We start from the raw sequence: 23,247 nt of genomic DNA on the forward strand, positions 1-23,247 counted from the left end.
GCCACGATAGCCCAATACAATCCGACACTCGGCGAAAGCCGAATGCAGAGATAGCGCGGGGTGGAGCAGCCCGGTAGCTCGTCAGGCTCATAACCTGAAGGCCGCAGGTTCAAATCCTGCCCCCGCAACCAAATTGATACCAAAAACACACAAAAAGCCCGCCATCCGGAAACGGAGGCGGGCTTTGCTGCGTTCAGAGGGATGGATCAGGGCTCCCGCTACCGCTTGCATCGATGCGAGCGCACTCTCGGCTCTGACATCAAACAGCCTATCGACCGCGTCGCGTTAGCCAACCTCTACTCGATCGAAACGCTCGCGCAGAATGTCTGCGGGGCTGAGAAATCCTATTGCAGGCTGATCGCATCCTTCAGATAGGCTGCGATATCCGACGAATTGTCGGCTCGATGACGCAATTCGGTGGTGATTTGCTCCAGCGCCAGATCCAGACAATAGACGGTCTGATGGGCGTCAAGAAGCGCGGCACTTTCTTTCGCGAAGACGATCAGACGCGTTATGGCGTGAAACTCTTCGATCTCATTCTCTGTCGAGGCGTCAATCTCGTTCGAAGCAAGGGTGGCGTATGCTGACATGTTCGGCTCCGCAATGATTTGCAGCGACATTAATCTTAGCCGAAGCAAACTTCGCGTGACGCGGGCGTGACACACTTCAAGATAGATGGCCGGGATCTTTCGCCATGAGATGGTGTTTCAGCATGTCGTTCCAAAGGGTTGTGCGCTGGAATTCCCAGTCCGGTTTGGTCGCCGATCGCTGCGCGTCGAGCCGTGACATGATGGCGACAAGCTCCATTGCATCTGCCCGCTTCTGATTGACCCGGCAGGTCTGCAAGGCGATGCTGATTGACGTGCTTCTGTCAGCCCTGATGTTGGGCGTGCGCTTGAGGATAGATCGCCATGTCCGGGCCTTGAAGAATATCGCCTCCGCCGTGGCCTGCAGCTGAATGGCTTCGGCTGAGGATAGGAGCTGCCCTTCCAGCAAAAGGTCAAGCGTGGCGGTGACATTGACCAATGGCTCGCTCAGCGGCAGCCATCCAAGCTCGGCGGGGCCATGAATCTGCGCCACATCGGAATCGTCTACACGAATGCCTTCCAGGTAATCCTTGAAAATACGTCCGACACCGATCATCCCGAATGAATGGCACTCCGCCGCGCGCAACGCACCCATGCTGGCAGCGCCGAGAACTGTTGCTCCGGCACTGAGAGCGTAGAGTATTTCCTTATGCCAGACCGGCGCGGTATATTCGAAGGCTCCATCGACAATGCCGATCACAGTGGCTCCCCCTTCCACCGCGCGAAAAATGTCGCCCTGACCAGCAGGCCCGCGAACTGTGATATTGGCGTCATGGACTTGCGCCTTCGGCAGGGTCGGCCCGGCAAACAGAAGCTTCATCCGAAGGACCCCTTGGCCAGGGCGCGTGGGCCAAACCTTTGGGCGCGGCGGCCTTCCGGATTCTCCAATTGTGGAGCGAGGATTTTTGCCACGGCAAACGGCCAGGCAGGGGCGCTGAGCGGCACGGCAATGATCGGCCCAAGCACCATTCGCTTCAGAGTGGCAAGGATTTCGCCGCCATCGCCGGCCGGCGGCCTACTGCAATCGCGCCTATAAGCGGTGGATGGAACCGCTGGGTCCGACCTCAAAAGGTTACGGATTTCTTCCGGCAACGGCCGGCTGTAGATCGGCGGATAGATATCGTCCCTGCCGCCGCTGATGAATGTCATGCGCGACTGCACCGCTTCAGTGATCGCACGAATCATGGCCCTGTCCGCCGAGGGATGGGTCCCTGCTCCATGGTTCACCTCGACAAAACGCGGGCTGCGGGCGGAAAGCACCTCGGCGGGAGCGATAAGCGCGTTGAAGGAGGGTACAGCGATATCACTGGTCATATCGAACAATCGCAGCACGAACCCGGCCGCCTCGATGCGGGCAGTCAGCGATGAAAGCTCCGGCTGGTCAACGGAACGTGGGTCGATACGCGACGATTGCCGAAGTCTGGCGCTCGACACCTGCCACAGAACATAGGCATCCCGCTCTATGCGCTCGTTCAACCCATGAAAAAAAGCTTCGCCCAAGGTGTTTCCCGACGCCAGACCGTCGGACGACTGCCAATATCTGCAATCGATCAGCGTGCGGTCGAGGGTCACAGCATCGAGCGGCACGTGGATGTGGTCTCCTGAAATCAGGTCTGTTCCGACGACCCAGGAGATCGGTTCTTCGTCATGCGCCGGTGACCGGCCCGCCGCTATCAGGCATGATAGGGTGTGGAACCGCTTGCCCGCGCGTCTTAGAACGCTTGCCGAGGTATTGACGCTATCGACATGCGGACTTGCCGCAACGACCCTCTCCAGAGATTCCATCACTGCTGAAGTTCTCGCCTCGTCGTCCGTGAGACCCTTTCCCTGCGCAACAACAATGGATTTCGCGTTGGGTGTGTAAGCACACCAGACTGGAATGCCGATGTGATCGAGGCCCGTATGGCGGGCAACACGTGTTATGCCGAAGCCAGGAAGGAGGGACGACACGCGCTTGTAAGTCTCAGCTGGACTGTAAGCCCTGTCGCTCCCTCCTTTTTCATCGACCATCAGGCGTCGAAAAGTCCGGCTGATACGGATGCGGCGGCAGAAACGGCAACGGCGAAATCGACACCCTTTATCACCGTGCCCCCCGAGACGCGCAGTTGGTTTGCCGAGTCAAGCGATCCCGTCACACCGGTTAGCTCCTTAATTGTTCCTGCATCCACGTCGGCCAAGTAGAGTTTTTTGTCTCCCGGAAATCCGATTACAACGACCTTGGACATTTCATTCTCCCTCTCTGTTGAATTTTCAATAGCCGGCCTTCATCAGGCCCTCGCGATACATGTCCTTCTGCCAGGTCTCCCTGATCGGGACCACAGCGAGCCATTTTTGCAGATCGAATTGCGGGTTGGCTTCGCGATCCTTCCGGCGATAGTGATGCGCCCGCTTGGTGTCGCCAAGCATGGCCCAGCTTGCTGCCAACAATCTGTGCGCGGACGCCTGATTGGACATGCTGTGTATGCGGGAAACGGCTTTGTCGAAGGCGCCGACGAAGTAGCTGGCGCCGGCTGCACACCAGAAATATTCATCCGGTCCAAGTGGGTTCAAAGAGATGGCGCGTTCTATTTTTTCCAGCCCTTCCATGGGCTTGGAGGCATGGATGAGCGCGTCGGCGTAGCTATAGATGGCGTCCGCGTAATGGGGGCTCAGTTCCTCCGCCCGGGCCAGCGCTTCGAGGCTCTCATCCAGTTTGCCAAGATAGAGTTTTGCCATGCCTAGTTCTTTGTAGCCATAGGCGATATCGGGATTGCATTCGATTGCCGATCGCGCGCTTTCCTCCGCTTTCCGCAGCAGTTCGGGATCTCCCCGAGCAGTCAAAACCCATTCGATGGAATAGGTCTTGGCAAGACCGCTGAAGGCATGCGAGAAATCGATATTATGATTGAGGGCTTCCCTGAATGTCTTGCGGGCGCTTCGAACCGATGGCAATGTTAGCCGGCTCATTTGCTGCACGCCGGAAAGATATCGCTGGTAAGCATCGGGATGAAACGCATAGTCGCTGAGCGCTCCCTCGTTGCGTTTCAGCTCGGCAAGAATTCGATCTTTGACAACGTCCGCCAGAGCCTTCCGATGAAAAGACAGAAGTCCGTCGCTGATTTCGAAGCGGTCGGCATAGATCACGTGGTCTGAGGGAACGAAGATGATTTGAACGAAGAGCCCGTCATCGGTCAGTTTCGTATCAATCACATAGGAGATATCGTGCTTGTTGAGCAGGAGAACCTTGTCGTCGCTGGAGCGAATACGCTCGGCTGTGTAGGGCGCGATGACCGAAAGACTGCGAAGGGCACATAACCCGATCGCGACGTCGTCGACCAAGGCACTCGCTTTTTGAAGGGCGAGGCCAGAAGCTGGCGGCACGCCGATTGGAGGCAGAAGTGCCACGCGGGGCAGTTTCGATGCGCCGAATGCCCATTCGCTATCCGACGCGGTGCGCTGCTCAACGGTTGCGAATATAGGTTTGGGCTCGCCCGGTCGTTCGGCCAGTTGCGATGGCGGCTCTGCCGAAAGCGTTCTGCGCACGACCTGATCGTCCGGCCAATGCTCCAGAATCAGGAAAGCGGCTTGTCTTGCCGCCGAGGCTTCCGCAGCTGTCGAACCCCCTGCTGATCGTTCAAGCAATCTTTCACGCAGCAATTCCAGGTAGGTACGGCGCTGTGACTGCAGCCATCGGCCGGCCGAGCCCTCTACATCATCGAATTCGGCAAGAAAGGTCCGGCTCATCAGTTCGACGAGAGAAGACAAGGGTGTCTTTACCGCCTTTATCGCATCCGCATCGCAATTGAGCTGCCGATGGTCGAGGCGAAGATGTGTGGGCGATATGGTCAAAGCCGGCCCATGCGCTGTCCGCAGGCGTGAAATCAGCTTCCTGAGGTTTGTAAATGCTAGGGCGCGATCCTCGTTGCCCCACAAAAGCTCGGCTGCTTCGTCACGGCAGATTTCGGCGCTGGTGCCTGTCGCCAGATAAGCGATAAGGAACAGCCCCTTGCGAGGATACCGGCACTCCTGTCCGGCAGCATCAAGCAGGCGCAACCTACCGAATGTCTGCAGGAACATGGGGTTCACCGTGGAGTGGGGGAGGTAACGCGCTCAGTGTCTGCCGCCTGAACAATCCCGTCGTCAGCGTTTGCCAGCGCTTTCGTCAAGGTGATGATGGACTGGCGAACCTGCTTGCTCTTGATGGAGGTGAAGGCACGATTGAGCGTCACGCCATCGCGCGAGAGCAGGAACGTTCCGATTTCATCCACCTCCCTTACCAGTCCATCCGGCACCACAGGCTCGTGGTCCTCGAAGAAGTAGCCGATAGGAACATTGAGCACCAACGCTGCAGCTTGCAATTTGCTGGCACTGACGCGGTTGGTGCCCTTTTCATATTTTTGAATCTGCTGGAAGGTGATGCCCAGACGGTCACCCAGTTTTTCCTGACTCAATCCCAAAACAAGCCGTCGCGACCTCAAGCGATTGCCGACATGAATATCGATTTGATGAGGTTCGCTCTTTGCCAAGTTCCATTCTCCTGTCGCTGCCAAGATTTCATCATGTGTTGGCACTTCGCAGCATGCCAATTTTTGCTCGAAATGCAACATTCGCCAGCGTCTTGAGGGTACGGAATCTCAATTCTGCGGTCGCCTGTGCTTCACAGCCATTACGCGACCAGTGAACGCGGAAATTTCGTGCAATGACTGGCGCCAAATTAAGCAAAACAGATGATTTTACGGTTGCGTTGCCCGTTTCAGACAGCTGCCGAGTGCCGTGTTGTGGTCGCTGTAAAATAGGTGTCGAAGCGTGCGGCGATGAGACGGACGAAGGGGCGGCCTTTGGCTGTGACTTCAAACCCGTCATTGCGCCATTGGCACAACGCATCGCCTTCCATTGCCGCTAGTTGTTTGGCGTGCATCACGACATCGCCGGCGAGAGTGCCGAAACGGCGTTCGGCTTCGCCGCTGGAAAAACGGAAATCGCACATCAGCTTTTCGATTACCCACCGACGGACGGGGTCGTCGTCCGATAGTGCAATGCCGCGGACGGTGGCAAAACCGTTGTCTTCAATGCGGCGCATGTAGTCGCCGGTCGCTGGCGTGTTCTGCAGATAGCCTTGTTCAAACTGGCTGATGGCCGAGGGGCCAAGCCCGATGATCGTGTCGCACCGGTCGGCGGAATAGCCCTGGAAATTGCGCCTGAGGCGGCCCTGTTGCGATGCCAGCGTCAAGGCATCGCCGGGCAGCGCGAAGTGGTCTATGCCGATCGCCTGGTATCCGGCCTCGAGGGCGAGCGCCCGCACGGCTTCCGACTGCGCGTAACGCTCCGTCCCCTCCGGCAGCCATTCATCCCTGATCTGCGTCTGGTGCTTCTTCATCCAGGGCACATGGGCATAGCCGAACAGCGCCATGCGATCGGGCGCCAGTTGCATCGACCGGCGCAATGTCACGGTGGCGCTTTCGACGGTTTGGTGGGGCAGGCCGTAGAGCAGGTCGAGATTGACGGAATTGACCCCGCGAGCACGCGCACCGTCAACGACATAGGCCGTCTGCTCAAAGCTTTGCAGCCGGTTGATCGCCTTCTGCACGCGTGGATCGAAATCCTGGATGCCGAGGCTGGCCCGGGTCATACCGAATGACGCCAGAGCGTCGAGCCGTTGCTCATCCATGTCGTTCGGATCGATCTCGATGCTGATTTCCGCATCCGGCAGGACATGGAAGGCGTCACGCAGATGCTTGCCGAGCGCGATCAGGTCGTCAGGCCGCAGCATTGTCGGAGAGCCGCCGCCCAGATGGATGGCGCCGGCCGGTACGCGTCCGTCGAGAAGCCGGCCGACGGTTGCGATTTCCGCGTGGAGAACCTGGAGATAGTCGCTGACCGGCTCGTATCGCAATGTCTGCTTGGTATGGCAGGCACAAAACCAGCACAGCCGGTCGCAGAACGGGATGTGCAGGTAGACCGATACGGGCTTGTCCGTCGGTAGCGTCGATATCCACTGCCTTGCGGTCTCAGGCCCGAGGCCGGAGTGGAAATGCGGCGCGGTCGGATAGCTGGTATAGCGGGGCACCTTCGCATCAAGCATCGTTGCCGTTGGCAGCATGGGCGTCGTCCGATCTGGGTCGTTCAGGGCCATGGACCCAATAGGATCGGCCTTCGCGGGCAGCCTGTCTCTATTCTCCGCTCGTCGCTTTGATCTGGATCAAGGCGTGTCTCTTCGCTTCCTCCGAGAAGGAGGCAGGGGACCGCTGCGCGCGGTCCGACATCTGATTGATGCGGGGACGACGAGATGAAATACGGATCGGCGATCATCGGCACCGGCATAGCGGCGTTTTTCGCGCTGCTTGCTGCCGGCCTTGCCAAGGACGAGCTGTTCGCAAACCACATGGGCATTCTGGTGATCGTGCTGATCGGGACGGTTGTTGTCTTGATGCGCCGGGCGTCATTTGCACCGCAGCCGGCGGTCGATATGTCCGCCTACATGGACGGTCCAATCCGCTACGGCGTGATCGCCACCGTGTTCTGGTGTGTCGTCGGCCTTTTGGTCGGCGTCGTCATTGCGCTGCAGCTGGCCTATCCGGATCTCAATGTCGAGCCATTCCTGTCCTTCGGGCGCGTGCGGCCGCTGCATACCTCGGCCGTCGTCTTCGCCTTCGGTGGCAATGCGTTGATCGCGACCTCGTTCTACGTCGTCCAACGCACCAGCCGTGCCCGGCTGTTCGGTGGCGATCTCGCCTGGTTCGTCTTCTGGGGCTATCAGCTGTTCATTGTCATGGCCGCCACCGGCTATCTGCTCGGTATTACCCAGGGCCGCGAATATGCGGAGCCGGAATGGTATGTCGATCTCTGGCTGACGATCGTCTGGGTCTGTTACCTCATCGTCTTCCTCGGCACGATCCTGCGCCGTAAAGAGCCGCATATCTACGTCGCCAACTGGTTCTACCTGTCCTTCATCGTCACCGTGGCGATGCTGCACATCGTCAACAACCTGGCTGTTCCGGTGTCGATCACCGGCTCGAAAAGCTACTCGGCCTTCGCAGGCGTGCAGGATGCGCTAACTCAGTGGTGGTACGGCCATAACGCGGTGGGCTTCTTCCTGACCGCAGGCTTCCTCGGCATGATGTATTATTTCGTGCCGAAGCAGGCCAACCGGCCGGTCTATTCCTACCGGCTGTCGATTATCCATTTCTGGGCACTGATCTTCCTCTATATCTGGGCCGGCCCGCACCATCTCCACTATACCGCACTGCCGGACTGGGCGCAGACGCTTGGCATGGTCTTTTCCATCATGCTGTGGATGCCCTCTTGGGGCGGCATGATCAACGGCCTGATGACGCTGTCCGGCGCCTGGGACAAGATCCGCACCGATCCGATCATCCGCATGATGGTCGCGGCCATTGCCTTCTACGGCATGTCGACCTTCGAAGGCCCGATGATGTCGATCAAAGCGGTCAATTCGCTCAGCCATTATACCGACTGGACCATCGGCCACGTGCATTCCGGTGCACTCGGCTGGGTCGGCATGATCACCTTCGGCGCCATCTATTTCCTCGTGCCAAAGCTGTGGAACCGCGAGCGGCTCTATTCGGTCCGCATGGTCACCTGGCACTTCTGGTTCGCCACGCTCGGCCTCGTCGTCTACGCCGCCGTCATGTGGGTCTCGGGCATCCAGCAAGGTCTGATGTGGCGCGAATACGATCAGCAGGGCTTCCTCGTCTACTCCTTCGCCGAAACCGTCGAGGCGATGCACCTCTACTATGTCGTGCGTGCGCTGGGTGGAGCTCTCTATCTCGTCGGCGGCCTGATCATGGCTTGGAACGTCACAATGACCATCCTCGGATATCAGCGCGACGAACAGGAAATCGGTGGCGCCGTGCTCGCTCCGCAAGCGGCCGAATAAGGAAAGAAGACCATGGGTATCCTGGACAAACACGCGATCCTCGAGCGCAATGCGACGCTTCTGCTGATCGGCTCGTTTCTGGTCGTCAGCATCGGTGGAATCGTCGAGATCGCACCGCTGTTCTATCTCGAAAACACCATCGAGAAGGTGGAGGGCATGCGGCCCTACTCGCCGCTGGAACTCACCGGCCGCAACATCTATATCCGCGAGGGCTGCTACGCCTGCCATAGCCAGATGATCCGGCCCTTCCGCGACGAGGTCGAGCGCTACGGCCATTACAGTCTGGCGGCGGAATCGATGTACGACCACCCATTCCAGTGGGGGTCGAAGCGCACCGGCCCGGACCTTGCCCGTGTTGGCAACCGCTACTCCAACGAATGGCACGTCCAGCACCTGACAGAGCCGCGTGATGTCGTGCCGGAATCGATGATGCCGAGCTATGCCTTCCTGAAAAGCAAGCCGCTGCCGGTCAAGGATTTCGCCACTCATCTGAAGGCCAATGCCGCCGTCGGCGTGCCCTATAGCCAAGAGATGATCGACAATGCCGACGCCGACCTGCGCGCTCAGGCCGATCCGGCGGTGGACACGTCAGGCATCGAGCGTCGCTACCCGAAAGCCCGCATCGGCGATTTCGACGGCAATCCGCAAGCGATCACCGAGATGGATGCGCTCGTCGCCTACCTGCAGATGCTCGGCACGCTGGTGGATTTCAAGACCTACGACGAAGCCGGCAGCGATCGCTGAGAAGGAGAACCCCATGGAATATCAACAATTGCGGACCTTCGCCGACAGCTGGGGTCTTCTGGCGATGGCGCTGTTCTTTGTCGGCACATTGATCTTTGCGTTCCGCCCCGGCAGCCGAAAATCCGCCGACGAGGCCGCACAAATCCCGCTCAAGGACGATTGATATGCACGATCCTCATAAAGATCCTAATCTGGACGAGCTGTCGGGCGTATCGACGACCGGCCACGAGTGGGATGGCATCAAGGAACTCAACAATCCGTTGCCGCGCTGGTGGGTACTGACCTTCTACGCCTGCATCGTCTGGGCGCTTGGCTATACCGTCTTTTATCCGGCCTGGCCGTTGCTGACTTCGGCAACCACGGGTGTGCTTGGCTATTCGAGCCGCGCGGACGTGCGCACTGAACTTGCCGCTGCCGAAGCGGCCCGCTCGGGCTATGCCGCCGCGATCAAGGCTGCGGACATGCAGCAGATTCTTGCCGACGAGACGCTGCGCACGGTCGCCACGGCCGCCGGCAATGCGGCCTTCAAGGTCAACTGCATCCAGTGCCACGGATCAGGGGCGCAAGGGTCGAAAGGCTTCCCGAACCTCAACGACGACGACTGGCTCTGGGGCGGAACACCGCAGCAGATCCTGACGACGATCACCCACGGGGTTCGCGCGCCGGAAGACGCCGATACGCATGTCAGCGAGATGCCCGCCTTCGCCGATATTCTGAAACCCGCCGAGATCGCGTCTGTCGCTACGTTTGTGGCCGATTTGCCGAGAGGCACCGGCTTTCCAGCGGAAGCGACGCCAGGGGCGCAGATATTCGCCCAGAACTGCGCCAGCTGCCATGGCGATCGTGGCGAGGGCAACCAGGAAATGGGCGCCCCCAATCTCGCCGATACCCTATCGCTGCTGGTGGACGGCGAGGAAGCGGTCGCCGCGCAAATCCGCGCTCCGAAACACGGCGTCATGCCCGCATGGGGTGATCGCCTTGGTGACGTTACGGTCAAGGAACTCGCGGCCTACGTCTATTCGCTTGGCGGCGGCAAATAGACTTCGCGATCCGGTCGCTTGACCTCGATCAAGGAGATTGGCGCCGCTGAGTGCCAGTCTCCATTCAGACGAGTGGCCGGCTTTGCCGGCATCATGCCCCGGGCGGCTGGAATGCTGGAAAAATGGATATCGAGAGACTGGACGCCGAGGCGGTCAATTCGCAGAAACAGCGGCAGGTGCTCTATGCGCCACGCAAGAAGATCTTCCCGAAGCGGGCCTCGGGAGGATTTCGCCGTTTCAAATGGCTGGTGATGGCGATCACGCTCGGCATCTACTATCTGGTGCCATGGCTGCGCTGGGATCGCGGCGGCTATGCACCCGACCAGGCGGTGCTGATCGATATTGCCAACCGGCGCTTCTATTTCTTTTTCATCGAAATCTGGCCGCAGGAGTTTTTCTACGTCGCCGGTTTGCTGGTCATGGCCGGGCTCGGCCTGTTCCTGCTGACCTCGACCGTCGGGCGTGCCTGGTGTGGCTACACCTGTCCGCAAACCGTCTGGGTCGATCTGTTTCTGGTCGTCGAACGGGCGATCGAAGGCGACCGCAACGCCCGCATCAAGCTCGACAAGGAACCCTATTCGCTGCGCAAACTGATGTTGCGAACCGCAAAGCACGCGATCTGGCTGCTGATAGCCGTGGCGACGGGCGGCGCGTGGATCTTCTATTTCGCTGATGCGCCCACATTGCTCGTCGATGTCTTCACCGGCCAAGCGGCCTTCGTCGCCTACAGTACTATCGCTTTCCTGACGGCGACGACCTACGTCTTCGGCGGGCTGATGCGCGAGCAGGTCTGCACCTATATGTGCCCCTGGCCGCGCATTCAGGCGGCGATGCTCGACGAAGCGTCGCTGACGGTGACCTATAATCACTGGCGCGGCGAGCCGCGTTCGCGTCATGCCAAGAAGTCGGCAGCGCAGGGTGCGGTCGTCGGCGATTGCGTCGACTGCAATGCCTGTGTCGCCGTCTGCCCGATGGGGATCGATATCCGCGACGGCCAGCAGCTGGAGTGCATCACCTGCGCGCTGTGCATCGACGCCTGCGACGGGGTGATGGACAAGCTCGGCCGGGAGCGCGGCCTGATCTCCTACACGACGCTCAACGACTACAATGCCAACATGGCGCTGGCGACCGCCGGAGGCACGCAGCCGATCGATCCGGCGCGTGTGCGCACAGCCGACGGCAAGCTTGCCGCGACGCTGCGCCATATCAGCCTCGCCTCTTTCCTGCGGCTAAGAACGCTGCTCTATGCGGCACTCTGGTCGCTGATCGGTGTCGGCCTCGTCTACGCTTTGGTGACGCGCGAGCGGCTCGACGTCAATGTCCTGCATGACCGCAATCCGCAATTCGTCATGCTGTCGGACGGCTCTGTGCGCAACGGTTACACGCTGAAGATCCTCAACATGATCGCCAAACCGCGCGTTATGGCTGTGCGGATCGAAGGCCTGCCGCAGAGCTCTGTCGCGATCGCCGGTATCGAGGCTCGGAGTGACGGATCCTTTCTCGTTCCGGTCGAGCCGGATCGCCTGCGCAGCCTGAAGGTCTTCGTCACTCAGCCGCGTCACGCCAGCACGGATCAGGTGCAGACATTCCGGTTCGTCATCGAGGATACGCAAGGCCCCGAGACGAAGACCCACACGGCAACATTTCAGACGCCGGGGAGTTCGAAATGAAACAGGCCCGCGAATTTACCGGCCGTCACATGCTGATGATCATGCTCGCCTTCTTCGGCGTCATCATCGCCGTCAATGTCGTTATGGCGCGGTTCGCCGTGACCAGCTGGACGGGACTGGTGGTCGAGAATTCCTACGTCGCGAGCCAGCAGTTCAACGAGAAGATGGTGGCAGTGCGAACGCAGAACGATCTTGGCTGGGTGCCGAAGCTCGACATCGCTGCCGGAAAAATCACCTTCACGCTGATCGACCGCAATGGAAATCCGGTCAGGATGTCGGGCGGCAAGGCAACCTTCCAGCATCCGACATTCGAGGCGGCGGACTGGTCGGTCACACTGCAGCCATCCGGCAACGGCCAGCTCAGCGCGTCCTCTGATGTTTCTCCCGGGGTCTGGGTCGTCAATCTGGAGATCGACGGCGGACTTGCCATGCCCTATCGCCACAGCGAGCGTGTCCTCGTCAGGGATGGGGCACGCCAATGAGCTGCTGTGCCGTCGGCAATGCATCCATGCTCGAGCTGGAGGCGGAGCGCCAGGCGATGCCGCCGGCAGATGAAATCCGCCTGCTTAGCCACGGGCTTGGCGATGGCTTGCGGCAGACCAACCTGTCCGTACCCAATGTGCATTGCGCTGCCTGCATCGGCAAGATCGAACGGGCGCTGAGCAAGCTTGATGGTGTCGAGAATGCCCGTGTCAATCTTTCCACCCGGCGGGTCTCGATCCGCTGGCGCGACAACGCAGTTCCGGATTTTTGCGGCGTGTTGTACCGGCTCGGCTATCCGGCACACCTGTTTTCCGAGGAGGATGGGAAAAGTGATCGCACACGGTCCGAGCTGATCCGGGCGGTTGCTGTCTGTGGTTTTTCGACTGCCAACATCATGCTCCTGTCAGTCTCCGTCTGGTCGGGAGCGGAGGGTGCAACGCGCGACATGTTCCATTGGGTTTCGGCCCTGATCGCGCTGCCGGCGCTCCTGTTGGGCGGCGGCATCTTCTTCCGCTCGGCGGCATCTGCGCTCCGGCATGGCCGCACCAACATGGACGTACCCATCGCCGTCGGTATTTCGCTCGCTTTTGGCATGAGCCTCTATGAGACCATCAACCACGGCCCACACGCCTATTTCGATGCAGTCGCCTCGTTGCTGTTCTTCCTGCTGATCGGCCGCGTGCTCGATCACGTCATGAGGGAGAAGGCGCGCTCGGCCGTTAGCAGTCTTGTGCGGATGACGCCGGCCGGAGCGGTGGTGCTCGGACCAGATGGAGCCCGCGAATATATGCCGCTTGCGCGCATCGAGCCTGGAATGCAGGTGTTCATCGCGGCGGGCGATCGCATTCCGGTGGATGCCGTCGTCCGCCAAGGCCTCTCCGAGCTCGACTGCTCGCTGGTGACGGGGGAAAGCGATCCGCGACCGGTGAAAGTCGGCGATGTCATCAGCGCCGGTACGCTCAACCTGACAGGGCCTCTGACGATCGCAGTCACCGCAGCTGCGGAAGCCTCATTCCTTGCCGAAGTCATCCGTTTGATGGAAGCGGCTGAAGCCGGACGTGGCCTCTACCGGCGCATCGCCGATCGCGCAGCGAGCTACTATGCGCCAGCGGTGCATTTGACTGCGTTTCTGACAGGGGTCGGCTGGCTGCTGGTTTCGGGCGATTGGCACAAGGCCATCACCATCGCGATCGCCGTCTTGATCATCACCTGCCCGTGCGCACTCGGATTGGCGGTTCCGATCGTTCAGGTCGTCGCCGCGCGCCGCTTGTTCGAGCGCGGCATCATGGTCAAGGACGGGTCTGCCATGGAGCGGCTTGCCGAAGCCGATGTCGCGGTTTTCGACAAGACCGGAACCCTGACGCTGGGCAATTTGAGCCTCGCCGGTAGCGACGTGCGAGATGAGACAGCCCTCGCCATCGCCGTCTCCCTTGCCGGATATTCAAGCCATCCCGCCTCCCGCGCCATCTGGAAGGCGCATCCAGGCCTCCATTATCCGGATGTCATAGTTGACCAGGTCACCGAACATCCCGGCCTCGGTATCGAGGCGACAATTGGCGGCAAGACCTATCGTCTCGGGCGCAGTGCCTGGGCAGGGCCAGAAGAGCAAGGTTTGCAAAGCTCCACAACGGTGCTTTCGCAAGACGGGATCATCATCGCCCGCTTCACCTTCAGCGACAGGCTTCGCCCGGATGCAGCTTCAACCATCAGGCGTTTGCAGCAGAGCGGCATGCCTGTCGAACTGCTCTCGGGCGATACGAAGGCATCCGTACAATCCGTGGCGAAAATCTTGAAGATCGAACGCTATGGCGCCGGGCTGCTGCCTGCCGTCAAGCTCAAGCACCTGCAGGCTTTGGTGCAGGAGGGCCGGCGGCCATTGATGGTCGGGGATGGGCTCAACGATGCGCCGGCACTCACTGCAGCACATGTCTCCATGGCGCCTGCGACGGCCGCCGACGTTGGCCGCAACGCCGCCGATTTCGTCTTTCTGCGCGAATCTCTGAGCGCCGTCGTCGTCGCACTGGACGTTTCGCGCAGGGCGGGCCGGCTGATCCGGCAGAATCTGGCTCTGGCGATCGGCTATAATGCTTTTGCCGTCCCAATTGCCGTTCTTGGCTATGTGACGCCGCTCGTTGCGGCCATCGCCATGTCGGCATCTTCACTGCTGGTGATCGCCAATGCCCTACGGTTGAATAGCGGCGCTGCCGATTTCGACGAAACGTCATCATCATCTGTCACCGCCCTGGAGGGCCAGCCCCGATGAGATCGCTGATCTATCTCATGCCGGTTGCCATCCTGCTTGGATCGGCCGGGCTCGGCGCCTTCATCTGGTCGCTGAAAAGCGGCCAGTACGAAGATTTGGACGGTGCGGCACAACGCATACTGCTTGATGACGATCGTTCGGAGGATGCGGACGACAGCGGCTCGGCTTGATCGAGGTCAAGGCGTCATTGGACGTGCGAGTGTTTCATCATGCAGAGGAACCGGCGGCACGTTTGCTGCAGTACGGTCGGATGCCTGGCCGGGGAGGCCATTTTTGGACGCGAATCTGCGGGCTGGGCCAGAGTTGTGAGCGGAGTTCATCCGGCGGTTGAACTGTTGCAGCGTGCGCTGCGGGATCAGGCGGTGCTGTGCGACGCGCTGGAAAGTGTTGCAGACCGGCTGCCGGACAAGGTCGCGCACGGTGAATGCCTGCACCTGCGCCGGGCGATCCCGCCGATCCTGACGGCCGTCCACCGGCTGGAAGAGGAGGTCATCCTCCCATGGATCAGGCAGCCTTGGCGAACGCCGGCCGGCTTGCCGGAAATCCTCGACCAGATCCGCTACGAGCAGATCGAGGAAGAGTGTTACGCCGAAGAACTCTGCGAGGCTTTGCGCGCCTATGGCACGGGGCTCTGCAAGCCATCGCCGGAAACGCTCGGCTACATGCTGCGTGGCTATTTCGATTGCGCCAGGCGGCGCATCCGGTTTGACTGCACCGTTCTGCTGCCGATGCTTTCCGCCGGCCCTGGGGCTACCTTGGCGGTTTAACCGCAGCGCGCCTTCAGGCGGTTGAGGCTCGGGATCGAGATCTGGCGGTTTGCAACGACGGAAATCACCCCGTCGGTTCGCAGCTTGGTGATCTGGCGCGATACCGTCTCGATCGTCAGGCCGAGAAACTCGGCGATATCGATACGCGACAGAGGCAGATCGAACGCGGTGCTGTCGCGTGCTTCGGGGCCGGTCGATGGGTCGATGTGGCCGGCGATGAGATAAAGCAGGCTCGCGACCTTTTCCGCTGCGGTCTTTTGCCCAAGCGTGACCATCCAGTCCCTGGCCTCGTCAAGCTCGCGCAGAACCTGGCTGAAAAGCCGCTGTTCCATCTGCGGATACTCGGCCACCAGCCGTTCGAAGGCCGCGCGCGGAACTTCGCAGAGCTCGACATCGGATGCGGCTTCCGCCGTCACGGCGTTTTCGCGGCCAAACAACCGGCCGAGGAAATCCGGCGCGAACTGGAGGCCGACAACCTGTTGGCGGCCGTTTTCGAGTACTTTGGTCAGTTTGACGACACCACGCATGACGTTGGCATAGGACTGGATCGGGGTTTCCTCTCCGGCCAGCAATTTGCCTGCTTCATGCCGGGTCATGCGGGTGTGCTTTGCCATGGCAAGCAATTGCCCGGCGTCCAACGCACCGCACAATCCCTTGTGACGCACTTCGCAGCTTCGACAGAGGAGGGGTGTGTCTGAGTTATGGATATCGATACGGGCGGCTTCTGACAGTTGGGTTCCCCAATGCGTGGTCAAATCTGCAACTAAAGCACGACTAGCAGATTTTGCTCGTCTCTGCCGCTGTGAAGTGGGGTAGCGGCACGGACCTTTCGTCGCGGGCCGCTGCTGTGGTGCTGCTCCCCGGTAGGCCGTGTATTCTGCACGGGCAGGTGAGGATCCGCTGACACCAGAACCGGCCGGGATGATCCTTTCGATTCTAAACAGAATTTAATTCTGGCGAGGTGATTGTTGACACCGTGTTGCCCGGTTCAAGGTCATTTATGACCGTCAATAGTCGCATAATTCTAGCGTTCGAGAAAAGCGTTGTTCCCATTGAAGGAAAACGACATGCGGTACCCGAATTCTCTCCTTTTCGTCTTTGCCGTTGCCGCAGGTGTTTTTCTTGGGCGTGCCGAACTCAGCCCCTATTTGCCTGACAGGGTCGCACGCTTTCTGTCGATCGATTCCGCCGAAAGCAAAACGAGCGGTGACGCCGGTCGGCCGAAGAACGCAGCCGGGCACCGCAATGCAGTGACTGTAAACACGACAACGGCAAAAGCCGGTTCGTTGCCGGTGACGCGCAGTTCGCTCGGAATCATCGTTCCGTTCGCGTCCACGGCCCTGTCCAGTCCGGCGTCGGGCACCGTCGCGCGGATCTTGGTCAAGGACGGTGCCGACGTCACGGCCGGTACTTTGCTGGTGCAGCTCGACGACCGCACGATCAATGCAAATATAGCGCGGGACACCGCGACGCTTGCCAAGGACCAGGCGGCACTCGACGAGGCCAATACAAACCTGAAACGGGTGGAGGCGCTGAGCAATGACGGCGCAGAAACCCGTCAGCAATATGATGATGCAGTTGCGGCCGCAAAACAGGCACAGGCCGCAATCGGCGTCGATAATGCCACGCTTGCAGCCGACAAGGTCGCGCTGACGCAGACGCAGATTCGCGCACCCTTCGACGGCAAGCTGGGAGTGATCCTGTTGTCACCCGGTGCCTATGTCGCGCCGGGTCAAGATATCGTCACGCTGACGCAGATGAAGCCGGTCTATGCGGAGTTTACGTTACCCGAAACGGATCTCGATCTCGCCCGGCAGGCGCTTGCAGGCGGGCAGCTCAATGTCAGAATTTCTCCGACATTGTCCCAGGATAAGACGACGGGAGAGACCGGGCCGATCGTGTTCATCGACAACGCGGTGGATGCCCCCTCCGGCACGTTCAAGATGCGGGCGCGCCTTGAAAATTCGGGCGGTACATTCTGGCCGGGTCAGTCGCTGAGTGTCACTGTCACCGCCGGCGAACAGAAGAATTTGGTCCTCGTGCCGTCCGTCTCCGTGCAGCCGCAGAGCGATGGAGCTGTCTGCTACGTCGTCAAGCAGGACAAGACCGTCGAAGTGCGCAAGGTGAAGGTCGCTTTTGCCGTCGGGGACACGACCGGTATCTCCGCTGGCCTCAAGGAGGGCGAGATCGTGGTGACCGAGGGGCAGGCGGGGCTGGTGGACGGAACGCATGTGGAGGTCGTGTCGGCCCCGGCGGCCGCACCTGAGACGGTGGCTGAAAGCGGGGCCGAAGCCGGAGCGGTCGAATGAACATCGCCGAAATCTTCATCCGGCGTCCGGTCGCGACGATCCTCTTGATCGTCGGTGTTCTGCTCGCAGGCGCTTCCGCCTATACGAACCTGCCTGTCGCCGCCCTGCCGCAGGCCGATTTCCCAACCATCAACGTCTCGGCACAGCTCGCCGGTGCCTCGCCGGACACGATGGCCAGTTCCGTCGCCACGCCCTTGATCAAGCAGTTCGAGACGATCGCCGGGATTGATACGATCAGCGCCAGTTCGTCACTCGGCAATACCCAGATCACCATCCAGTTCGATCTTTCGCGCGATATCGATGCGGCTGCCGCCGACGTCCAGGCAGCGATTGCCAGAGCTCAACGGCAATTGCCGGACAATCTCACCGCGCCACCGAGCTATCGCAAGGCAAACCCGGCCGATGCGGCGGTGCTGATCCTGGCTCTGACCGGTGACGGCGCCTCGCTGACGAAAATGGACGACGTCGCGGAAAATATCGTTTCGCCGTCGCTCTCGACGATCTCCGGTGTGGCGCAGGCGCAGGTCTATGGTGCCAAGACCTATGCCGTGCGGATCGAGGTCGATCCACACAAGCTGGAGGCCCGTGGTCTTTCCCTTGACGGACTGGCGACGACGGTTGCTGCCGCCAATGATCAGTCCCCCGTCGGTACCTTGCAAAACAAGGCGCAGGCGCTGACCGTCGATGTGGCGACGCAGCGCAGCGATGCTGAAGCGTTCCGAACCCTGATCATCGCCCAGCCGGGCGGCCGTATCGTGCGGCTGGACGATGTCGCCGATGTCGTGGACAGCGCTTCCATCGTCAACCAGGGAAGCTGGCTTGATGGAAAGCCGGCCATTGCGCTGGCAGTACAACGCCAGCCGGGCGCCAATACCGTGGCGGTGGTCGACGCCATTCTGGCAAAGGTCCCGGAACTTCAGGCCAATCTTCCGGCGAACATGCACATCAACATCGTTAACGACGCTTCAGTGTCGATCCGCGCCGCAGTGTCCGATGTCGAGACGACGCTGATGATTACCATCGGCCTCGTTGTCCTTGTCATCTATCTCTTCCTCCGGCGGGTTGCGGCCACGCTTATTCCAGCGCTCGCCGTACCGCTGTCGCTGGTGGCGACATTGGGCGCCATGCATGCGCTCGGCTTCTCGATCGACAATATCTCGCTTTTAGGGCTCACCCTTTCGGTCGGGCTCGTCGTCGATGATGCCATTGTCATGCTGGAGAATATCGTCCGCAAGGTGGAGGAAGGCATGGCGCCGCTTGAGGCGGCGATCGAAGGTAGCCGGGAGGTCACCGGCACCATTATTTCGATGTCGATTTCGCTGGTCGCCGTCTTCCTGCCGATCCTGTTGATGGGCGGCATCGTCGGGCGCGTGCTCAACGAGTTCGGCGTCGTCGTCACATTGGCAATCCTGGCTTCGGCGACGGTGTCGCTGACCGTGACCCCGATGCTTGCGGCCCGGCTGCCGCACCGGGATACGCAGCAGCTGAAGCGCCAAGGGGGATTCGACAGGGTAACAGCTGCCTACGGCCGGGCCGTCGGCTGGTGCCTGAGCCATCGCGCAATTGTCATGCTGGTGTTCGCCGCCACGTTTGTTGCGTCCGGATGGATGTTTGCCAGCCTGCCGCGCAGCTTTTTCCCCTCCGAGGATATTGGTATCCTGACGATCTCGACGCAGGCCCGCCAGGATATATCCTATCAGGCGATGAGCGCATTGCAGGCCCGCGCTGCGGCCATCGTCTCCAGCGATCCGAGCGTCGCGCATGTGACCTCGACACTCGGTGCCGGACCTGGCGGATCGGCGCTCAATTCCGGGTCGCTTCTGGTTCAGCTGAAACCGCGCACCACGCGTCCTCCGCTTGATACGACCCTGCAAGCCTTGCGCCATTCGCTCTCGCAGATCGCCGGATTGAAGACCTTCATCACGCCCCAGCAGAGCCTGCGTTTTGGTGGGCGCAGCACCCAGAGCCTGTTTCAAGTCGTCCTGCAATCGATCGATGCTGCGGCGGCACGGCAATGGTCGCAAACGCTCGGTGATGCGATGCGGGCTGATACCGCCCATTTTGTTGACGTTGCCACCGACCTGCAGAACAATGCGCTTCAGGCCCATGTCACCGTCGATAATGACCGGGCAAACAGCCTCGGAATTTCGTCCCAGGCACTGCGCACGACGCTGGAGGCGGCATTCGGCAGCTATGTTGTCACCCAGATCCAGACCACCGGCAACAGCTATGACGTTATCATCGAATATGATCAGTCGCTGGATTGGAACGAGCAGTCCCTGTCGGCAATCCGGATCGCTTCGGCATCCGGGACGCTTGTTCCGTTGTCCAGCTTTGCCCGCGTGACACGTGAAGCAGGGCCGGTTACCGTCAACCAGACGGGGCAGCTGACCGCCGTCACCCTGTCGTTCAATCTGCCGAAAGGCGTGTCACTCGGCACAGCGACCGCGCGCGTCGATGCGCTCAAGCAGCAGATCAATCTTCCTGCAGCTGTGACGACGAACTATGCCGGGGCCGCCCAGATTTTCGAGCAGGCCAGCGGCAATACCGGGTTGTTGATCGGCGCAGCCGTCCTGATCATCTATGTCGTACTGGGCGTCTTCTACGAGAGTTTCCTGCACCCGCTGACCATTCTCTCCGGCCTGCCCTCCGCAGCGTTCGGAGCGCTGCTGACCTTGAAGATTTTCGGCTTCGATCTGTCGATCATTGCCCTGGTCGGTTTGCTGATGCTGATCGGGATCGTCAAGAAGAATGCGATCATGATGATCGATGTCGCACTGACGCTGCAGCGCGACGAGCATCACGAAACGCACGAAGCCATCCATCTGGCCGCCGTGCGCCGTTTCCGGCCGATCATGATGACGACGTTCTGCGCACTCCTCGGCGCGTTGCCGGTGGCGATCGGAACCGGCGCCAGCTCGGAATTGCGCCAACCGCTCGGGGTTGCGGTTGTTGGCGGGCTTCTGCTCAGCCAGGTGCTGACGCTGTTCATCACGCCGGTCATCTTCGTCGAGATCGAACGGTTGTCCGCCTTTGCCCGGTCGCTCTGGTCACGCAAGGGCGTGGCGGCGCCAGCGGAGTAACTTCTCGGAGGCGAGTATCGGTGAGTGTTCTTGCCTGTCAGTAGGTCAATCACTTGGGCCGCACCAGCCAGGCAGATGTTTTGCTGACTTGGTTCTGGCAAGTTTGAGGGCGGCGATCTCGGCGTCCTTGAAATCTCTGCGCAGCAATTTCGCATCGATGCGGTTTCTCAAGAAATCTGCCCACATGAACTCGCTGAATGGCGTGTTGTCCTTGGCATAGCCGCCCGCGCCGCGAAGTGCGCCGGCCAGCGACCGGTAGGGATCGTCGATAAGGCCGGCCACGGATTTCGGCAGGCTGTTATGCGGCTGCCGCTCGCCTGCGGCATCGAACGGATAGGACCAGCGATAGTGATCCATCACTGACCAGAACTCCGTTTTGCCGAGATCGCTGAGATCGGCAACGACGCTGGTCAGGACATGCGCGACGCCTTCTTCCTGCAAAGCCCTGACGAGATGATGGTGATCGATCAGATAGGCATGCTTCTTCCAGCCGATGACGACTGGAACCATATGACGGCCGAGAAAATCGGCGCCGTCATGTCCGGAAATCTCGCGCCATTCCAGGCTTTTGCAGGCCACTTCGCGAAAGCCGACCGTCATTTGCGTCGGCCGCAGGCTCGCAATCGCCACGGGTTGCAGATGGGGTTCGTAGGTTTGCGTCATGGGGCATCTCCGGTGCTTGATGCTTGGGACAGAACGGCTGAAACGGCATCATCCACGCTGACGCTGCAACGCCCGGCAAGCTCAGGCGCTGCGGCCATGATCAGATCGCGGGCCCGGTCGTGCACACGGGCATATTGCGCGCGCTTGCCGGAGGCCTTGACCGTCGCATCGAATTCCAACAGGGCGTCGAGCGCCGTGCTGTCGAGATCAAAACTCTCCTCCAGGCTGACGACCACGCAATCGCTGTCGCGTTCCGCACGAACGTGGGTGGCGATCGTGTTCAAAACGGCATCCGCATTGGCGAAAAACAGGGGCTGCGCCGGCCGCCAGACGGTGACCCCGGAAACTGAGACCGCGTCGGCATGGCGGGCGATATCGACAAAATCGTGGCCCCTGCGAGCCTTCCGAGACGGGCCACATAAGGCGATGCCATGCGTCTGAGCAGTGCTGCCAACGACAACGCGATCGCGACCAGCATGCCATCGAGAACCCCGAACACCAGCACGCCGAGTGCAGCACCCAGCGCGATGTAACCATCGCGTTTCAGCCGCCACAGGCGCAACAACGGCATCGGGTCGAGTGCATGGGTCAATGCGGCGATCACCACTGCCGCCAGCACGGGCTGGGGAAGAAGGGCGACAGGTCCGGAAGCAAAAATGATCATCAGTGCCAGGCCGAGCGCTGCGAAGACGGCGGTCGCCCGGCTTTGTGCGCCTGCCGCCTCGCTGGCAGCACCTGCCGAAAACCCGGCCCCGACCGGCATGCCCTGGACGACGGCGCTGGCAAGATTTGCCAGGCCAAGGGCCCCCAGCTCCCGATTCGCTTCCACGGGCTCATTGTGGCGCAGCGAGAACGAGCGGATGGTGCCCCAGGACTCTGCAAAGAGAATCAGCACCAGCGGCAGCACGAAAGGCATGAGTGTGATGATTTCGGACCACTGGCGTGACGAGAAATCCGGCCAAGTGGGCAGAAGCGGGATAGAGCCGACAAGGGCAACACTGCGGTGGGAAAGATCAAAGATGGCCGAGACGGCAATGCCGCCGCAGAGCACCAGAAACGCACCGGGAAGGAAAGGAACGCGGCGGAGCCCAATCAGGGCCACAAGGGCTGTTGAGCCGACAAGAATACTCGGCAGATGCCAACGTGGCACCGAGGAAACCAAGCCCGTAACGAGGTGCAGAATGTCGGATGCATTGACCGGCACCCCGGCCAGAACCGGTATCTGGCGCAAGATGATGGTGATCGCCAGCCCGAACGCGAAACCGCGCAGCACGGGCCTTGAGATGAAACCTGCGAGATTTCCGAGCCGGACCGTCGATGCGAACAGGAAGAGAGCGCCGACGAGTGCGACCAGGACCGTGGCGAGCAACGCCTTGTCGTCGACTGTACCCGGTAGCGTCAGCAGTGTCGCGGCAAGGATGGCGGCAGAGGAGGAGGTCGGGCTGACAATTGCAAAGCGGCTTCGCCCAACTAGCCCATAGGCGAGGCAGCCGGCAATGGCAGCGCAGATCGCCCGCTGCGGCGGCAAGCCGGCAATCCCGGCATAGGCGACAGCTTCGGGCAGCATCAATCCCGCTACCGATAGACCCGCGATCCAGTCTCCTTTGCGCATTGCGGGCCGGTTCTCCTGTGCTTTCACGACAAGGATGGTACCACAGGTTGCCTTGCATCCGGCTTTACCCTGCAACACGTCCTAAGACGGTCACCAGAGCCTGGCCGTCGTGCTTGCGGCGCGGGTACTGCGGCATCCAGGAGAGGATTG

Annotated in this window: 22 protein-coding genes and 1 tRNA gene; 12 read left to right on the plus strand and 11 right to left on the minus strand. The window is 60.6% G+C overall.

The features are described from left to right. Positions 1-54 precede the first annotated feature (54 nt). Positions 55-131, plus strand: a tRNA-Met gene (locus tag ACP7BS_RS23815). A gap of 213 nt (positions 132-344) precedes the next feature. On the opposite strand, the gene ACP7BS_RS23820 is transcribed toward ACP7BS_RS23815, so the two are convergent. The 7 genes from ACP7BS_RS23820 to hemN all read right to left on the minus strand — a co-directional run bounded on the left by ACP7BS_RS23820 (position 345) and on the right by hemN (position 6,666). Next, positions 345-590, minus strand: coding sequence for a hypothetical protein (locus ACP7BS_RS23820; RefSeq protein WP_426240075.1), 246 nt, complete (start codon positions 588-590; stop codon positions 345-347). A gap of 76 nt (positions 591-666) precedes the next feature. Further along, positions 667-1,407: a TfuA-like protein gene (locus tag ACP7BS_RS23825; RefSeq protein WP_426240076.1), complete on the minus strand. Its 741-nt coding sequence runs from the start codon at positions 1,405-1,407 to the stop codon at positions 667-669. After that, on the minus strand, positions 1,404-2,597 hold the full coding sequence (locus ACP7BS_RS23830) for a YcaO-like family protein (protein WP_426240077.1): 1,194 nt from the start codon (positions 2,595-2,597) through the stop codon (positions 1,404-1,406). The genes ACP7BS_RS23825 and ACP7BS_RS23830 overlap by 4 nt, the downstream gene beginning before the upstream one ends. Then, on the minus strand, positions 2,597-2,812 hold the full coding sequence (locus tag ACP7BS_RS23835; protein ID WP_426230781.1) for a hypothetical protein: 216 nt from the start codon (positions 2,810-2,812) through the stop codon (positions 2,597-2,599). The genes ACP7BS_RS23830 and ACP7BS_RS23835 overlap by 1 nt, the downstream gene beginning before the upstream one ends. A 25-nt stretch (positions 2,813-2,837) precedes the next feature. Then, on the minus strand, positions 2,838-4,643 hold the full coding sequence (locus ACP7BS_RS23840; RefSeq protein ID WP_426240079.1) for a hypothetical protein: 1,806 nt from the start codon (positions 4,641-4,643) through the stop codon (positions 2,838-2,840). A 5-nt stretch (positions 4,644-4,648) separates the two neighbouring features. Then, positions 4,649-5,173 carry a helix-turn-helix domain-containing protein gene (locus ACP7BS_RS23845; protein ID WP_426240080.1) on the minus strand — a complete coding sequence of 175 codons (525 nt, stop codon included), beginning with the start codon at positions 5,171-5,173 and terminating at the stop codon, positions 4,649-4,651. Positions 5,174-5,319: 146 nt separating this feature from the next. Then, positions 5,320-6,666, minus strand: a complete 1,347-nt coding sequence (gene hemN, locus ACP7BS_RS23850) for an oxygen-independent coproporphyrinogen III oxidase (RefSeq protein WP_426240081.1) — start codon at positions 6,664-6,666, stop codon at positions 5,320-5,322. A gap of 186 nt (positions 6,667-6,852) precedes the next feature. Between hemN and ccoN the strand changes: the two genes are divergently transcribed. From ccoN to ACP7BS_RS23895, 9 genes are all read left to right on the plus strand, one after another. Beyond that, positions 6,853-8,463 carry a cytochrome-c oxidase, cbb3-type subunit I gene (ccoN, locus tag ACP7BS_RS23855; protein ID WP_426240082.1) on the plus strand — a complete coding sequence of 537 codons (1,611 nt, stop codon included), beginning with the start codon at positions 6,853-6,855 and terminating at the stop codon, positions 8,461-8,463. Between the two features lie 12 nt (positions 8,464-8,475). Further along, positions 8,476-9,207, plus strand: coding sequence for a cytochrome-c oxidase, cbb3-type subunit II (gene ccoO, locus ACP7BS_RS23860; protein WP_426240083.1), 732 nt, complete (start codon positions 8,476-8,478; stop codon positions 9,205-9,207). A gap of 13 nt (positions 9,208-9,220) precedes the next feature. Next, the gene (locus ACP7BS_RS23865) at positions 9,221-9,370 is read left to right on the plus strand and encodes a cbb3-type cytochrome c oxidase subunit 3 (RefSeq protein WP_113552405.1); all 150 of its coding nucleotides are present in this window, start codon (positions 9,221-9,223) and stop codon (positions 9,368-9,370) included. A 1-nt stretch (position 9,371) separates the two neighbouring features. Beyond that, positions 9,372-10,247, plus strand: coding sequence for a cytochrome-c oxidase, cbb3-type subunit III (gene ccoP / locus ACP7BS_RS23870; protein WP_426240084.1), 876 nt, complete (start codon positions 9,372-9,374; stop codon positions 10,245-10,247). Between the two features lie 122 nt (positions 10,248-10,369). Then, positions 10,370-11,917 carry a cytochrome c oxidase accessory protein CcoG gene (ccoG, locus tag ACP7BS_RS23875; protein ID WP_426240085.1) on the plus strand — a complete coding sequence of 516 codons (1,548 nt, stop codon included), beginning with the start codon at positions 10,370-10,372 and terminating at the stop codon, positions 11,915-11,917. After that, positions 11,914-12,399, plus strand: coding sequence for a FixH family protein (locus tag ACP7BS_RS23880; protein ID WP_426240086.1), 486 nt, complete (start codon positions 11,914-11,916; stop codon positions 12,397-12,399). The genes ccoG and ACP7BS_RS23880 overlap by 4 nt, the downstream gene beginning before the upstream one ends. Beyond that, positions 12,396-14,663, plus strand: a complete 2,268-nt coding sequence (locus tag ACP7BS_RS23885) for a heavy metal translocating P-type ATPase (RefSeq protein ID WP_426240087.1) — start codon at positions 12,396-12,398, stop codon at positions 14,661-14,663. Before ACP7BS_RS23880 ends, ACP7BS_RS23885 begins: the two co-directional genes overlap by 4 nt. Beyond that, a complete protein-coding gene (ccoS, locus tag ACP7BS_RS23890) occupies positions 14,660-14,833 on the plus strand; it encodes a cbb3-type cytochrome oxidase assembly protein CcoS (protein ID WP_426240088.1) in 174 nt (57 codons plus the stop codon). The genes ACP7BS_RS23885 and ccoS overlap by 4 nt, the downstream gene beginning before the upstream one ends. Before the next feature lie 135 nt (positions 14,834-14,968). Beyond that, positions 14,969-15,430, plus strand: a complete 462-nt coding sequence (locus tag ACP7BS_RS23895; protein ID WP_426240089.1) for a hemerythrin domain-containing protein — start codon at positions 14,969-14,971, stop codon at positions 15,428-15,430. Here the strand turns inward: ACP7BS_RS23895 and ACP7BS_RS23900 are convergent. Continuing rightward, positions 15,427-16,044, minus strand: coding sequence for a Crp/Fnr family transcriptional regulator (locus tag ACP7BS_RS23900; protein WP_426240090.1), 618 nt, complete (start codon positions 16,042-16,044; stop codon positions 15,427-15,429). The two genes, ACP7BS_RS23895 and ACP7BS_RS23900, sit on opposite strands and share 4 nt — an antisense overlap. A gap of 453 nt (positions 16,045-16,497) precedes the next feature. Here ACP7BS_RS23900 and ACP7BS_RS23905 point away from each other — a divergent pair, with 453 nt between their 5' ends. Both ACP7BS_RS23905 and ACP7BS_RS23910 read left to right on the plus strand, forming a co-directional pair. Further along, a complete protein-coding gene (locus ACP7BS_RS23905; protein ID WP_426240091.1) occupies positions 16,498-17,739 on the plus strand; it encodes an efflux RND transporter periplasmic adaptor subunit in 1,242 nt (413 codons plus the stop codon). Then, positions 17,736-20,822: an efflux RND transporter permease subunit gene (locus ACP7BS_RS23910; RefSeq protein WP_426240092.1), complete on the plus strand. Its 3,087-nt coding sequence runs from the start codon at positions 17,736-17,738 to the stop codon at positions 20,820-20,822. The genes ACP7BS_RS23905 and ACP7BS_RS23910 overlap by 4 nt, the downstream gene beginning before the upstream one ends. Positions 20,823-20,867: 45 nt before the next feature. Here ACP7BS_RS23910 and ACP7BS_RS23915 read toward each other — a convergent pair whose 3' ends face one another. From ACP7BS_RS23915 to ACP7BS_RS23925, 3 genes are read right to left on the minus strand one after another with little or no spacing between them, the layout of a single operon-like run. Beyond that, a complete protein-coding gene (locus ACP7BS_RS23915; RefSeq protein ID WP_426240093.1) occupies positions 20,868-21,485 on the minus strand; it encodes a ParB-like protein in 618 nt (205 codons plus the stop codon). After that, positions 21,482-21,859, minus strand: coding sequence for a sodium-independent anion transporter (locus tag ACP7BS_RS23920; protein ID WP_426240179.1), 378 nt, complete (start codon positions 21,857-21,859; stop codon positions 21,482-21,484). The genes ACP7BS_RS23915 and ACP7BS_RS23920 overlap by 4 nt, the downstream gene beginning before the upstream one ends. Beyond that, positions 21,766-23,097, minus strand: a complete 1,332-nt coding sequence (locus ACP7BS_RS23925; protein WP_426240094.1) for a SulP family inorganic anion transporter — start codon at positions 23,095-23,097, stop codon at positions 21,766-21,768. The genes ACP7BS_RS23920 and ACP7BS_RS23925 overlap by 94 nt, the downstream gene beginning before the upstream one ends. Positions 23,098-23,247 lie beyond the last annotated feature (150 nt).

Origin of the sequence: Pararhizobium sp. DWP1-1-3 (assembly GCF_049896125.1) — a bacterium.
In the GTDB taxonomy this organism is placed as follows: domain Bacteria; phylum Pseudomonadota; class Alphaproteobacteria; order Rhizobiales; family Rhizobiaceae; genus Pararhizobium.

Bases quoted from the DNA above. Each gene is read 5' to 3' on its own strand.
- ACP7BS_RS23825 (WP_426240076.1), bottom strand. From the start codon at position 1,407: ATGAAGCTTCTGTTTGCCGGGCCGACCCTGCCGAAGGCGCAAGTCCAT.
- ccoN (WP_426240082.1), top strand. From the start codon at position 6,853: ATGAAATACGGATCGGCGATCATCGGCACCGGCATAGCGGCGTTTTTC.
- ACP7BS_RS23905 (WP_426240091.1), top strand. From the start codon at position 16,498: ATGCGGTACCCGAATTCTCTCCTTTTCGTCTTTGCCGTTGCCGCAGGT.
- ACP7BS_RS23820 (WP_426240075.1), bottom strand. From the start codon at position 590: ATGTCAGCATACGCCACCCTTGCTTCGAACGAGATTGACGCCTCGACA.
- ACP7BS_RS23925 (WP_426240094.1), bottom strand. From the start codon at position 23,097: ATGCGCAAAGGAGACTGGATCGCGGGTCTATCGGTAGCGGGATTGATG.
- ccoP (WP_426240084.1), top strand. From the start codon at position 9,372: ATGCACGATCCTCATAAAGATCCTAATCTGGACGAGCTGTCGGGCGTA.
- ACP7BS_RS23900 (WP_426240090.1), bottom strand. From the start codon at position 16,044: ATGGCAAAGCACACCCGCATGACCCGGCATGAAGCAGGCAAATTGCTG.
- ACP7BS_RS23880 (WP_426240086.1), top strand. From the start codon at position 11,914: ATGAAACAGGCCCGCGAATTTACCGGCCGTCACATGCTGATGATCATG.
- ACP7BS_RS23885 (WP_426240087.1), top strand. From the start codon at position 12,396: ATGAGCTGCTGTGCCGTCGGCAATGCATCCATGCTCGAGCTGGAGGCG.
- ccoS (WP_426240088.1), top strand. From the start codon at position 14,660: ATGAGATCGCTGATCTATCTCATGCCGGTTGCCATCCTGCTTGGATCG.
- ACP7BS_RS23840 (WP_426240079.1), bottom strand. From the start codon at position 4,643: ATGTTCCTGCAGACATTCGGTAGGTTGCGCCTGCTTGATGCTGCCGGA.
- ACP7BS_RS23845 (WP_426240080.1), bottom strand. From the start codon at position 5,173: ATGTTGCATTTCGAGCAAAAATTGGCATGCTGCGAAGTGCCAACACAT.
- ACP7BS_RS23915 (WP_426240093.1), bottom strand. From the start codon at position 21,485: ATGACGCAAACCTACGAACCCCATCTGCAACCCGTGGCGATTGCGAGC.
- ccoG (WP_426240085.1), top strand. From the start codon at position 10,370: ATGGATATCGAGAGACTGGACGCCGAGGCGGTCAATTCGCAGAAACAG.
- ACP7BS_RS23835 (WP_426230781.1), bottom strand. From the start codon at position 2,812: ATGTCCAAGGTCGTTGTAATCGGATTTCCGGGAGACAAAAAACTCTAC.
- ACP7BS_RS23830 (WP_426240077.1), bottom strand. From the start codon at position 2,597: ATGGTCGATGAAAAAGGAGGGAGCGACAGGGCTTACAGTCCAGCTGAG.
- ccoO (WP_426240083.1), top strand. From the start codon at position 8,476: ATGGGTATCCTGGACAAACACGCGATCCTCGAGCGCAATGCGACGCTT.
- ACP7BS_RS23910 (WP_426240092.1), top strand. From the start codon at position 17,736: ATGAACATCGCCGAAATCTTCATCCGGCGTCCGGTCGCGACGATCCTC.
- ACP7BS_RS23865 (WP_113552405.1), top strand. From the start codon at position 9,221: ATGGAATATCAACAATTGCGGACCTTCGCCGACAGCTGGGGTCTTCTG.
- hemN (WP_426240081.1), bottom strand. From the start codon at position 6,666: ATGCTGCCAACGGCAACGATGCTTGATGCGAAGGTGCCCCGCTATACC.